This window comes from Ruegeria sp. HKCCD6157 (assembly GCF_013110685.1).
Lineage (GTDB): Bacteria > Pseudomonadota > Alphaproteobacteria > Rhodobacterales > Rhodobacteraceae > Ruegeria.
In genome coordinates this window covers 163,107-175,992 of the sequence record NZ_WVRB01000001.1, presented here as the reverse complement: position 1 = coordinate 175,992, position 12,886 = coordinate 163,107, and the positions used below count along the sequence as shown (strand labels likewise).

9 protein-coding genes are annotated in these 12,886 nt (G+C 55.9%); all 9 read right to left on the bottom strand.

The genetic code is table 11. The features are described from left to right. Positions 1–397: 397 nt before the first annotated feature. The 9 genes from GS612_RS00750 to GS612_RS00710 all read right to left on the bottom strand — a co-directional run bounded on the left by GS612_RS00750 (position 398) and on the right by GS612_RS00710 (position 12,883). A complete protein-coding gene (locus tag GS612_RS00750) occupies positions 398–1,432 on the bottom strand; it encodes a glycosyltransferase family 2 protein (protein ID WP_171639884.1) in 1,035 nt (344 codons plus the stop codon). 193 nt (positions 1,433–1,625) lie between these two features. Further along, on the bottom strand, positions 1,626–2,735 hold the full coding sequence (locus GS612_RS00745; protein ID WP_152460270.1) for a LysM peptidoglycan-binding domain-containing protein: 1,110 nt from the start codon (positions 2,733–2,735) through the stop codon (positions 1,626–1,628). Between the two features lie 44 nt (positions 2,736–2,779). Beyond that, positions 2,780–4,042, bottom strand: a complete 1,263-nt coding sequence (locus tag GS612_RS00740) for a transporter substrate-binding domain-containing protein (RefSeq protein WP_171638754.1) — start codon at positions 4,040–4,042, stop codon at positions 2,780–2,782. A 21-nt stretch (positions 4,043–4,063) separates the two neighbouring features. After that, entirely contained in the window at positions 4,064–4,846 is a 783-nt protein-coding gene (locus GS612_RS00735) for a PP2C family serine/threonine-protein phosphatase (RefSeq protein WP_171638753.1), read from the bottom strand. A gap of 3 nt (positions 4,847–4,849) precedes the next feature. Then, a complete protein-coding gene (locus tag GS612_RS00730; protein ID WP_171119277.1) occupies positions 4,850–5,887 on the bottom strand; it encodes an FHA domain-containing protein in 1,038 nt (345 codons plus the stop codon). A gap of 201 nt (positions 5,888–6,088) precedes the next feature. After that, positions 6,089–8,275, bottom strand: a complete 2,187-nt coding sequence (locus GS612_RS00725) for a serine/threonine-protein kinase (RefSeq protein ID WP_171638752.1) — start codon at positions 8,273–8,275, stop codon at positions 6,089–6,091. A 341-nt stretch (positions 8,276–8,616) separates the two neighbouring features. Then, entirely contained in the window at positions 8,617–9,903 is a 1,287-nt protein-coding gene (locus GS612_RS00720) for a dynamin family protein (protein ID WP_171638751.1), read from the bottom strand. After that, entirely contained in the window at positions 9,900–11,942 is a 2,043-nt protein-coding gene (locus tag GS612_RS00715; protein ID WP_171638750.1) for a dynamin family protein, read from the bottom strand. The genes GS612_RS00720 and GS612_RS00715 overlap by 4 nt, the downstream gene beginning before the upstream one ends. A gap of 68 nt (positions 11,943–12,010) precedes the next feature. Then, positions 12,011–12,883: a hypothetical protein gene (locus tag GS612_RS00710; protein WP_171638749.1), complete on the bottom strand. Its 873-nt coding sequence runs from the start codon at positions 12,881–12,883 to the stop codon at positions 12,011–12,013. Positions 12,884–12,886: the final 3 nt, after the last annotated feature.

The window sequence follows — 12,886 nt, the reverse complement described above, 5'->3', positions numbered from 1 at the left end:
CGGCTTGCGCAATGTGTGCCCGGTAAACATCTGGGCATCAGTTTGGATTTCAGCGCGTGGGCGTCCGGACGCCAGGCGCAAATTTCGATCGCTTTCCCGAAACTGCGAACAGGGCGGTCAGCAAGGATCGAAAGATCCTGATTTTTGGAAAAAATTTAAGATTTACGGGATTCCCCCAATAGCGCCGGTTTTCAGTCCGCGTTAGGTATTTGGGGACAAAGAATTTCACTGGTGAGGCCTTAGGGCTATATCACTCACTCAGAAAAATGGCCAGCATTTGGGGTGCTGGCCATTTGCGTATCTGGTTCACCAAATCCTTGAACAACCAGCGTGTTCAGACGCTTACGCGCGAACAGGCCGTTCATTTGCCTAGCATTGAACTGGGGGGTGGTTCTGATCAGCCAAATCGACGGGTTTGAGCCTCGACAAGCGATGGCTTGATTTGGTCAGCGCCTGACGCAGCTACACCTTTGTGCTGCAAATATGACAGACGACGCGCTTCCCTCCGGGCAAGAGCCAGAGATTCCAGAATCAAAGCGCAGACGATGGACAGCATTGTCGCAACAAAACCGGATACTGCAACGACAACAGACGGAATTCTATCGACAAGCCCCGTTTCCAAAAATTCCCGGAACACGGATACAAACACAAAGAGCGAAGGCAAAAACATCAACACGGCCAATGACAGGAAAAACGCAACGGGCTTTTCATCCTTGATCAACAAGCCGATCATTTTGAGAATCCGCCAGCCGTCAGAAAACGTTGCCAGCTTGGAGTTCGAATCCGGCAGGCGTGACGAGTATCTTGTTTGAACCTCACCGATTGGCATGCGCATCTGCATCGCATGAACTGTCAGCTCAGTTTCAATCTCGAACCCGTTTGATACCGCGGGGAAGCTTTTGACAAAGCGTCTGCTGAAAACGCGGTAACCCGAAAGCAGGTCGTTGATTTTGCTGTTGAAGAAGAATTTCACAAGCCAACTGAACAACGCGTTGCCAAATTTGTGGCCGCGCCGATAGGCTTCGGTTTCTTCATTCACCCGGGCGCCGTTGACCATATCCAGATTCTGCGAAACGAGCAGGTCGATCAATTCCGGCGCCGCCGCGCTGTCATAGGTCACATCCCCGTCCGCCATAACGTAGACATCCGCATCAACGTCGGCAAACATTCGACGGACCACGTTGCCTTTGCCCTGGTATGTTTCGGAATACACCCGCGCGCCTGCCTCAAGCGCGACCTTGACGGAGTCGTCGGTGGAATTGTTGTCATATACGTAAATCGTCGCGTCGGGCAGGGCCGCGCGGAATTGCCGAACGGTTTCACCTATGGCAACGGCCTCGTTGTAGCAGGGCAAGATCACTGCAACGTCCAAATCCGATCTGGTCGCGGACGACGGTGAGTTTTTCTGAATATCGAAGGCGCCCTGTATCATATGCAAATCACGCTCTTTCATTGACATCAATTGAATGATGATCGTGCTTGGGGTTAGAAGGTGCTGCGCATTTGAGGCTGTTATGAAGCAGATAAGAGGCCAAAATTTGTCATTCTGAAAAACCTCGTGTTTGCGCTTACAAAAAAGGGGCCGATCGAAGAACCGGCCCCAAAGTTTCAGCTGAACCGAGGGATCAGTTCGACGCTGCCATCAGTTTTTCGTTGTGCTCGCGCAGCGTGTCGGAGACGATCGCATACCATTCCCCGGTTTCGCGCATCTCGTTCAGGCCTTTGTTCAACATCGCCAGGTATTGCTTGCCGAACGGATTGCTGCGGTGGCTGATAAAGCGCAGCGAGGAAAGCGAGGTCACGTACGGGTTCTCAACCAGGTCGTTCTGGTTCAGTCCCATTTCAACCATTGTGTCCGAAAACAGCTGAACTTCAAAAGTTGCAACATCTGCGGTGCCGGTAAGGACCGCGTCCAGGCATTCACGTGCGGTGATCGGCTGCATCAGCGTAATGGTTTCACCATTGTGCAGCCCTTCCTGTTCCAGATCATGGATGAACCAGCCATCCATACGGCAGATGGTGGCGCCCTTCAGTTCTTCAAAGGTTGTCGCATTCGCATACTGGCTTTCCGGAATGGTGTAGAACCCGACGACAATGTCATAGACCGGAACAGATGAATCGAACTGTGTGCAGCGCACCTCGGTTTCCCAGGACCATTCGTAAGTGCGGTTGGTGCAATCCGGCATGTTCCACGCCATGGACACGTCAAAGGCGCCAAGAGGCAGAAGAGTTTCCAAGTGCGAGTTCCAGTCATCCACGAAGCTTACGGAATAGTCGCGCGCGTTGCCACCACGCTGCAAAGCCGTGGTGCCCAGACGGGTGATTGCTCCGCCACCGTTCAGCGATTCATCTGCGAAAGGTGCCCAGCCATTGCCCGTCACCAGCTTGATCGGCGGCTGGTAGACGCTCGAACGTTTGACGCTGGCTGCACGTTGTTCTTCAGCTGCGATGATTTCCTGCGCACTCTGACCATTGGGCAGGCTGCCGTCTTCACAGGGAAGGGCCAAAACCAGACCTGGCTCCAGAGCGTTGGGGTTGGTGATTTCGTTCCGGTTCGCGTTGAAAATCGGCTGATAGTTCGACGTGCCGTAGGCTGCGATTGCAATGGTCGCCATGGTGTCGCCGTCTTGGACGGTATAGTTGGTACAAGCTTCCTGCGCCGCAGCTGCGCCCGCACTCAGCGCGGTGATTGCGGTTGCTGAAAGCGCTACCTTCTTTATCTTCTCGTTAAACATGTCCACTTCCTCCAGACTTTAGTTTGTCAGGCCAGATCGGGGCCTTATCCATTTTCCATTTGATGACGCAGGGCGGTTGACACGATGTCGCGCCATTCGCCCGATTGCTGCATGATTGCCAGACCCTGATTCAGCGTCTCAAGGATCGCTTCCCCATCAGGATTATCTTTGTGGGTCATGACGTTAAGCGACTTGATGGCCGCAAGGTTGGGGTTTTCGATAATCCGGTGCTTGTACCCAAGCCGATCTATTGCCTCGGCTGCCAGATGTGCTTCGATGGCAACGATATCTGCGGTGCCTTCCATCAGAGAGTGAAAGCAATCATCCGGTGACGTTGGGCGCAGAAGTTTGATGACCGGTTCGTACAGGCTTACCGCGTCCATGTGAGACAGGGACCAACCCTCCGGCCGGCAGATCGTTGCACCGGCAAAGTCGGCATAGGTTAATGTCTCTTCATAGCCGGAACCTTCCCGGGCGAAGAACGTATCCACAACCTCGTAGAACGGGTTTGAGAAATTGTAGGTCTCGCACCGGTTGCGATCATCTTCCGACAGCGCAACGGCCTCTTCGCAATTGGGGCGCGACCAGGGGAAGGTGGCGTCAAATGCAAGCGTCGGCATCAACAGGTCCAGATGGGATGACCAGTCATTGACGAACTGAATCTTGTAGGCCTGTTCGGGAGCGGCACGAAACATCGCTGTCTCAACCAGATGGGTATAGAGCCCCCGATTGGGCAGAGATTCATCGGTGAACGGAGCGTAGTTCCCACCGGTGATCAACAGCAATTGACGATCCCGAATCTCGGGCCGTTCACCCGTTCCGGCATTGCGGATCAAAGCAGCAGCTTCGGCGCGGGCGGCTTCGATTTCTTCCTTGGCAGCAGCCCGTGCTGCAACGACCGCGTCTTCACTCGCTTTCTTTGCCTCGGCTTCCGCCGCGGCAACACGTGCTTCTGCTTCGGCCACAGCTTTTTCAGCGCGTTCTTCTGCGGCTTTTACCAGCTCAGCCGCCATTTCCGCAGCCAGCCGCTCTGCCTCGGTATCAGCCAGCACCGGAGCGCGCCCAACATCTTCCAGACATGGCAGTTCCAGAACGTCGCCAACACGGATGATATTGGGGTTGGAACCGATAATATCCCGGTTCGCGTCGAAAATGATGCGAAAGTCTTCCGTCGCATACACTTCGATTGCCAATTCCCGTAAGCTATCGCCGCGTTGAATTTCATAACTTGAACACGCCTCTTGCGCGGATGCTGCACCCGTGGCGGCAGCAAGGGCAAGGCTTGATATGAGTAAGTGCTTTTTCATGGGTCCTGTTGCTTTGCCTGTTTAGGTTCTTGTAAGTTTCGCCACTGCGATAGAAAGATTGTCCTGATCCGGGTCACCCTTGGCCTGCACAGCCGTCAGCAATGCTTCGGCAATGTCTTGTGCCAGCCCCTGTTGATGATCCCGCAGAATGGCCTGAATTTCGGCGTCGCTGATGTACTGCAACCCATCACTTCCAAGGATCAGGACATCGGCGGGCGACACGATCAATGGATCTTCCGGGCAGTCCACTTTGGGAATGGCCCCGCCCGTAACCACGGACGTCAATTGATTGCAGTCTATTTCCCGGGCTTCTGCTTCAGTGATCTCTCCCGAAGCCACTTTCGACGCAATCACGGGTGCCATCGAGTGGTCTTCGTTGACCTGCGTCAACGCTCCATCTCGAAACAGGTAAAGAGGGCTGTCGCCGATCGAAATCCAGAACACACGCCGCCCCAGAAGAAGGACACCCAACATGGTCGATCCCATGTTGAACCCCTGGCCCCGGGCCTCGGTGTAATTGGCGATCGCGGCATTGGCTTGCATGGCGGCCAAAGGAAGCGCATCTATCGCGGATCCTTCGTTGAGGGTTTCTGCCTCAAGTTCTGCGTCCAGCGCGTCGCGCCATGCGGCCACTACCATTTCCGAAGCTATTTCACCCGCCTCATGGCCACCCATACCGTCCGCGATCACAACATAGCCCGCGTCCGACGCGTCAAACATGCGGGCCGCAATCGCGTCTTCCTGCGTTTCCCGCTGACCCTGGTTCAGGATCAGCGCAACATCATATGCCGGAGTTGCCAGCATCAATCAGGAATCCCGCCAATCAAAGCCGTCGTCACAGAAGGCCATGAACCGGATCGAGGTTTCGCTGATGCGGATCAGGTCTCCGCTGGACAGGGCCACGGTACTGAGAACAGGTTTGCCATTTAGACGTACAAGATTGGCCTTGCCGCCATGGCCCAAGTAACACTTCCGGTCTTCGGGGTCATAGGCGATGACTGCATGGTTCGAGCGCGAAATGCCGGTATCGCCAAAATCCAACTGAATGGCCTGGTCATCGTTGCGTCCGATTTGCATCAGGCCTTCGGTGAGCGTAATGCTTGAACCTCGTCCCGGGCCGGCTGTTACTACCAGCCAGCCCACCGGGAATGTCTCTTGCGCCGCTTCTGCTTTCGCTACGGGTTCGGAGGATTCGATCAAGTCCTGAACATGCGTATCGGCGCGCTCAAATCCCAGAAATGTCGTCTTGACCCGTGAACGGCGATCCTCGACCGGGGCGGGGGCTGGTGCAACCTGCTCAATCACCGGCTCAGGGGTCTCTTCGACCTGCTTCGTTTCTAGGGCCGGAGCTTCGGCAACCTCAACCTCGCCGACTTCTGGCTCGGTAGGTTCGGACACGACCTCGGCCGTTGCTTCCTCTGGCGAAGTCTCGGCGGGTGTTTCCGTCACATGCAGGGTGACAACCTGCTCGACCTCAACCAGTTCTTCGACATGCTCTTCCACCAGAACGTTTTTCGGAGCGTCGTCCTCTTCCAAGTTGTCTTCTTCCGAACTGTCTTCGGCGAAGATCGACTCCTCGGGTTCGGTCACTGCCTCCGGCTCGGCCTCGTCGAACTCGGGCATCTTTTCTTCGGGGATCAGTTCATCCGTTTCCTCATAGGATTCGGATGTCATGTTTCCACCGGCTAGGGCGGCGCGCAAAGCGTTGAAATCCGCAATGGGTTCCTGCTTTTCTTCTTCGCTTACGGCGCCGTCTACTGCGGCCGGTTTCTCGGCAACGTCTTCTTCTTTGGATTTGCCGGCACCTTCGAGAAGCCGGCTCAGAGGGCTTTTGTATTTGAACATGGTGTCGACACCTTCAAGTTAGTGACGCAGATAAGCCGCGTCGTAAGCTGCTACTGTTCCCTGCACGTCAGCGCAGAGCCACTCAATGGATACCCATGGGAACTGGTACATTCTGCGGCGGGCCGGTTCCCGCCAGGGTGGCAAAACTTGATACCACCCTCAGCAAACACACACTGGCAGATCACTTTTGAACCGGTCAGATTACTCCTGTGCAAGCTGCATGATTGCGGCCGTCTCGGCCCCATTGCGCAACACTGTCAGATTTGCCTCGGGCTGCTCGCTTGAAACGAGTGCGGCCAGCATCTCATCAAGGCTTTCCGAGCCGTCAAATGTGATGCCGGAATGGCTTTCATTCAGCAGGACATCGTCTTTTTGCAGGCTTCCTGCCGCGTCAGCCGGAACTGCGTTCACCGTGGTTTGCCATCCGCTATTGCCTTCGGCGCTAACGGTAAAGGTGTAACCATTTTCCAATCCAACGGATCGTATGGCGGGAAGGGCCAACAGACCATTTTGCGCCCGGGTCTGACCCAGCGGGCGATAGCGGGCAGCAACCCTTGTGTACCCATCGGCGTCAACCTTCAGGTTATCCAGAACCTGCGCCGCAAAAGGAACATCCTGACGGACTGGGCTGCCATTCAGGGTATAGATGACAGCGCCACGCTGTACCCAATCGCCGATCACGCTCATGTCCTGATTGGCGTCCACCCCCGTAACTGCAATGGTGGCTCCGGTCGAGCCGCGGCGGCGGGATGTCTGGAAGGGGATATCGACATCCCAATGCGCAAACGCCACCTGCTGTTCCGCCGGAACTCCGGCGTTGGCAATTGCATCAGTCGCAGGTGTCTCGATCTCAGACACTGCTGTAATATCAGTCGCTTCTTCCGACTGTGCCGGAACTTCGGAACGTTCAGTGTCTGCGGAGGCTGTTTCTGTGGCAGCTGGCTCCGCAGGTACTGGTTGTGCCTGCTCGACAGGCTCTTCCGGCTTGGGTTCGGGTGCGATGGCCACTTCGGGTTCGGGATCGGTGGCCTCTGTGACAGAAGGATCTGTAACGGGCGCCTCTGTCTCGGCGGATTGTAAGTCTGCCGCGGGCTGCGCGACCGGTGTTTCTGCCTGGTCTTCCGTCTTGTCGCCGGACATCGCAAAGAAACCACCCGCGGCCAACGCAACTGCAACAACAGCCGCGCCTGCAATCAGCTTGCCGCTGCCGCCGGACCCGCTCTGAACCACTGTATCGACAGCGACCGGGGTTTCCTCTTTCTTTGAGATTTTGGTAAGATCGACATCTTTTTTATCTTCGTTGCCAAGAACGATGTCCGAGTTTCCGGCCAGCAGGGCCGTAACTACGGCTTCGGCGTTCTCGCTTTCGGCCTTGATCCGGGCCTTTTCTTCCTCTTTGTCTTTGCGATCCATGCCCACAATCACGGACACGGGCCGATAGGCGAATGTGTCGAACATGACACCGGGGCCGCGGAACATGCGCAACCAATCCAATGCAGATTGAAGACGATCCGTGGCGTGAACTTCCATCGCCTTGTCAATCGCCTCAAGGAACCCGTCTGGGTATCCTTCGAAACGACCGGTCAATGGCGTGTAGGGGTCATCCTGCCCGTTGTTGAACGCGTTCAGGCGGCTCTGGCCGTCGATGGGGCGTTCACCGCTGATCGCGTGATAAAGCGTGGCAGCCAGAACATAAAGGTCGCTGCTGGGCCCTTGATCCGCGCCCCGGACATAGAATTCGTGCGGAGAGTATCCATCCTTGATCACGCGCAGGGTCAGCAATGCTGCCGATTTGTTCGCCGCTTGCTCACGTGCGGCGCCAAAATCGATCAGGACGGGGTCTCCGTTTTCATCAATCAGAATGTTGTCCGGCGAAATGTCCCGATGCAACATGCCGCTCTGGTGAATGAAAGACACCGCGGACAGCATTTTTTCGGTGACCTGAACGATGAAATCAGGGCCGCCGTCATTTTCCGGGTTTTCCACGTAATCCAGCAGGTCGCACCCACGGATGAGGTCCATTGCGATATATGCGGTGTCATTGTCTTCGAACACCTGATGCACATCTACGATATTGGGATGTACCAGACGCGCATGATTGCGCGCCTCCTGAATAAAGAGGTCAATGATCGAGCGCAGGTCGTCCTTGAAGGATGGGTCGTTTGGTTCGACCAGATCACCGTTGCGGCGGCACAGCGCTCCGGGGAAACACTCTTTGATCACGACGTCGCGCTCCAGGCTGTCGCGCGCCAGGTAAGTGATCCCAAATCCGCCGTTGCTGAGATAGCGGAGGATTTCATACTGCCCGCGCAACAGCTTTGCGCCTGGCTGCAATCCTTCAATTTTCGGTTCGTCGTGCGTCGCGCCGACAGCCTGGTTGTGGCTCATTTCAATCCGCCCGTTCTATTCATTTTGCGGCTTAGAAAAACCGGGCCGACAGCCCACGAACTCACAACCAAAAACAACCGCAGGACACTTAAGAACGGTTAGACGTTTCAAATTTGACTTTATTGGGGCCGCCTGATGGCTTCACTATGGATCGTTTTTCGCATGATGGCATATGTTGTGCCTAGTGGTGCCTATAAGGCAATATATAGACAATGAATATGGGCTGATTGAAAACTTAAACCCGAAATCAAGCGTGTTGGTCCACGAATTCGAAACAATAAAGGGCCGATTCCTCGGCCCTTCGAATCGCTGCAATGCAGCTCAATCTTGACGGGAAAGCGTCAGGTTCCGGTTTTCGGTTGCGCCGCTGCGACCGTGCTTCCAGCCCAGGCAAGGTTGTCGCCCAGCTGCGCCAGAATGCTGATTGCGTCCTTCAATGGTGCGTCCCCGCTTTCGAATTGCAGCAACAAAAGCAAATCTGTCGCCTTTTCAAATTCTGCGGGAATCCAATCAGCTTCGGGGTCGATTTCGCCACCTTGTTCCAGCCGCTCCGCAAAATCTTCGACGATCTCCTGACAGCTGTTCAGAAACGCGGCCGGTTCGATGTCAGAGGTTTCACGTAGATCTTCATAGATGCTTGCTATTGCGGCCAGCCAGTCCTCGAGAATGGGGTTGTTCAACGGGGGCAGGGCAGACCCAAGCGTTGAATGCATTGATGCGGTATCATTCGAAACAGGCTCTGGCTCTGCGCCTTTCAGCGCTTCAAGATAGGGCAGGAAGTCCTGCTGCAGATCTTTCCGCGCAGCCTCGAGATCGCCGCGGCGCCGGTCGGATGCCGCTTCCAGCACGTGTTCCGCAAGGTTCTGTCCGCCGCAGGTTTCCCAAAGCGCAAAGTCGGGCTCGGGCTCTTGCGCCATGGCACGCACGGCGACCGGCGTACCAATTGGGACAACGGCGCGGAACATTCCTTCTTTTTCTTTATTCAGGCGCGCAAGGACGCGGTCCAGGGCGCCCTGCACAGGTGGCAGATCAGCATGTGTTACGGCAAGCAGGCTGTTGGCCCGAAGTTCCGGGGGCACCTGAGACCACAAGTGACGCTCGGTCTCGCGCCAGGCATTGGTTCCATTTGTGCACCAGATGGCACAATCGACGAATTTCAGCAGATCCAAAGTCGGCTTGTAGGTATCATCCAGAGCACCCGAGCCCGGAAGATCAAACAGTGATATTTCCTTGAGGGCCGGAGTATTGATGCCGACCGATATGAAATCGGGCTCTTCCTCGGCCGCTTTTTCCAGCACTATGCCGGAATAGGTCTTTGGTTCTCTGTTCCACCAACCGACAGTCGTTTCAGGCGCATCCGCGTAGGCGACGATCACCAGCGGCAATTTCAGATGCTGCGGGCCGGTTGGCAGAATGTCCGCGCCAGCCAGCATGTTCGCCAGACTTGACTTGCCTGCGCCGAATTCCCCGGCGAAACCGATATTGACCGCGTTTGACAGACGTTCAGCGTGGGACAGAGCCCGCGCACGCAATTCCTCCAACGCCTCGTCAGGCGTCAGGTTTTCAGTTGCGGTCAGGAAGCGCTCCAGTTGGCGTACTTCCTTTTCAGTTCCGGGAAATTCAATCATTCCGCAGCCTCTGCTTGTCTTTCATCCGCATCGGGTGTTCCAAAAACCGTCTCCAACTCGGCTGAAATGCGACGCGCTTTGTCGAATGCACCTTGCGCTTCCGCTTGGGCGTTCAGTTCTCCTGAGTTGGACCGGTGTTCAAGATGACCGGCCAGAAGGGCCATATAGTGGTCCAGAACCGTATTCAGCCGTTCCAACAGATCGTCGCGGGTCGTGTCGATCAGGTCATCCCCGATCAGCTCGAATTCCTGCACGATCAGCCGTTCTGCACGCGCCACAACGCTGTTGCGCGAGATCAGACGCGACAGCCAGTTTACACGCAATTCAACGGTAATGCCACGGGTCAGGGCGGTGGTGTCAGGCCGGAACCAACGTACAGCACTGGTGTTCATGCGATTGTCGACCGGTTCTTGCCATCCCGGCAATGCCCGCAAGGCGGCATTGCAATGCATGTCGATCGCGTAAAGCTCGCTGAGCATGCGCTGCCGAACAACTTGCGATGCCCCCTGTACCAGTTCACGCATACGTTCGCGCAATGGTGTAAAATTGAGCTCGGTCTCTCCGCCCTTTGCCAGCAGAGGTGACTGGCCGTCCGCCCCGCGCACAACGATAGCCACCGATTCCGAGACGGTGTCATCCATGACCCCGCGCAGATTCGACAGGACATCATCCATGTCACGCGTGATCTCCTGCGTTTTTTCAGCAATCAGCTTGCGTAGGTCGCCAAGTGTCTTGTCGCTTTCATCGGAATTTCGAACATCCGAGCCGTCTTCATCTTGCAGCGCCCGCAAACGAACCTGAGAGCGCTCAAGCTCCCCGCGTGCGAAGCTGTCGAGATGTTGCCAGGCCATCCGCAACTGTTCGTTGATCGGTCCGTCCGTCAAAGCCTGAGTGACATGGCGGCGCAGATCGGGCAGGCCCGACGCGATCATTGCGGCAAAGCGCAGAACCGCTTCGCGGCTGATCGGTCCTGGGCCTTGTTTGATCTCGGCCACACCGTTGAGATATTGCTGCATCTGTTCCGGGTGGGCGCGCAGCCATGCCAGAACGTGGTCGTGGTTCACTCCGGTTTCATCACCGGTCAGAGCATAATGCGCCCATTGCGCGCTGCCCATCAGGACATCGATGTTCGAGTTGCCGAGCGCCTTTTCCAACCCGTCCAATACATCCAGACGAACCTTGGCCGCGTCTTCGGCGCCGCCGCCCAATTCGTCCACACGGTTGATGAAGACGACGATCTGCCCAAGTTCCAGCGCTTGCATCAACCGGAACAATTTCAGATCCGCGCGCGACAATGCCTGATGCGCGGACAGAACCACCACAAAGAAATCGGATTCCTTCAGATACTGTCGTGAAATTTCTTCGCGGATCAGCAGGGGGTCATTCACGCCGGGCGTGTCGGTGACCGTCAGCGGAAACGGAAAATGGCCCAGGTCAAAATAGACCTCGGCCTTGCGGGTGATGTCGCTGTAAAGCCCGCGATCACTGCCCGGATCCAAAGCCCCGTCTTCGGACGGATCATCCCCAGCACAGACATATCTGGCGAGGTCATCTGACGTCAGTTCGTCCAGATCGTGCTGTTGCCCCAGCAGTTGTTCATAGCTGTCACCCAGACGTCGACGCGCCCGGACCTTCATGGCCTCGACCTGTTCTTCGATCATCTCGCGCTTATAGCTGTCCTCGTCATCGGGAAACATGTTGCGCAGTTCTTCACCTTCGGCGATCAGCGATTGCCATTGGTAATTGTCGAAGAAATGGAATTCGGCACCTTGGGTCCTGCCGGACGGGTGCCCGAAATGCATATCGGTGATAACAGTTGTCCAGGGGTTTACATCCGAAGGCAGATACTCGGCCTGACCGGTGAAGCCGTTGATCAGACGCGATTTTCCAGCCTTGATTTGCCCGACAAACGCAATTGACGGTTTCAGATTGCTAAGATCACCAATGATGCGCGAAATGAACTGGCGCGTTTCATCATTGGTTGCCCCGTTCATTTCTTCTGCTATGCGAATAAGTTCGCGGCGATGTGTTTCACTCATTACTCATTACCCTGGTTACAATAAAAAACAGATTGAAGTAGTCGAAAATTTGAATTCAACGGAGGCAATCATTTTTCGACCTCCTGCAAAGAGGTCCACAGGTTGACGACCGCCCCCAGTTTGCGGGCTTCGTGGATGGCGACCGCGATCTGACCACCGTCACTCAAAACGGCCAGACCGGCCCCTTTCCCGCCCGATGGCCGCATGACAATCAGTTGCGGGTCTTCACTCTCTTGCTGAGAGTCGCCATCCCAGCCGGCAAGATCAGCCACAAAACGGGCCAGCGTGTCCTGGTCGGGATGCATCGGCTCAGATGGCTTGCAAACGCCTTCCAAAAGAGGTGCGGCTTCGTCCGAACTGTCCACGAACACACGACCCGAGGCGAAGCGGCTCGACGCTTCAAAAAAACGTTGGGCAAGTGTTTCCGCTGCATCGGGTGTTGCCTCGGCGGGCAGAGAGTCATCAACAGGTTTCTCAGCACTCGGGACGACGGAAACAATTGGCTCGGACGGAAGCTCGATGGCGGCGCAGGCTTTCTCGATTTCGCTGAAGGTGATACCTACCTCATCCACTTCAAGCGCTGTGTCCGGTCTGCCCGACGTCAACTCAAGCGGAGCAGGCGATGCGGAGATCTCCGACACCAATCCAGCCAGCTTCTTAATCAATTCGGCGCGTGATTCCGTTTCAAAGTCCGGAATCTCACCTGCCGGTACCTTGAAGACATCGGTGATCCGGGAGCTGTTCACCTCGACTGCCAGACAATCCCCGTTTGTGGCAGTAAATTCCAATCGGCGCGGCAATACAGTGCCGCGGATTGCCCGCAATACCGCAAAACGGCGCGCGGCCGCTGTTTCTCCTGCGATCCTCACGGTCGGAGACAGCCGTGCGACCGAGGTCCGCCTGATATCTTCAAGCAGGTCGAGAATGTCCGTATCCATCATGCC

Excerpts from the sequence above, each read along its gene's own strand:
- GS612_RS00740 (WP_171638754.1), bottom strand. The coding sequence starts at position 4,042 with ATGAAAAAGCACTTACTCATATCAAGCCTTGCCCTTGCTGCCGCCACG.
- GS612_RS00735 (WP_171638753.1), bottom strand. The coding sequence starts at position 4,846 with ATGCTGGCAACTCCGGCATATGATGTTGCGCTGATCCTGAACCAGGGT.
- GS612_RS00745 (WP_152460270.1), bottom strand. The coding sequence starts at position 2,735 with ATGTTTAACGAGAAGATAAAGAAGGTAGCGCTTTCAGCAACCGCAATC.
- GS612_RS00730 (WP_171119277.1), bottom strand. The coding sequence starts at position 5,887 with ATGTTCAAATACAAAAGCCCTCTGAGCCGGCTTCTCGAAGGTGCCGGC.
- GS612_RS00725 (WP_171638752.1), bottom strand. The coding sequence starts at position 8,275 with ATGAGCCACAACCAGGCTGTCGGCGCGACGCACGACGAACCGAAAATT.
- GS612_RS00720 (WP_171638751.1), bottom strand. The coding sequence starts at position 9,903 with ATGATTGAATTTCCCGGAACTGAAAAGGAAGTACGCCAACTGGAGCGC.
- GS612_RS00715 (WP_171638750.1), bottom strand. The coding sequence starts at position 11,942 with ATGAGTGAAACACATCGCCGCGAACTTATTCGCATAGCAGAAGAAATG.
- GS612_RS00750 (WP_171639884.1), bottom strand. The coding sequence starts at position 1,432 with ATGATACAGGGCGCCTTCGATATTCAGAAAAACTCACCGTCGTCCGCG.
- GS612_RS00710 (WP_171638749.1), bottom strand. The coding sequence starts at position 12,883 with ATGATGGATACGGACATTCTCGACCTGCTTGAAGATATCAGGCGGACC.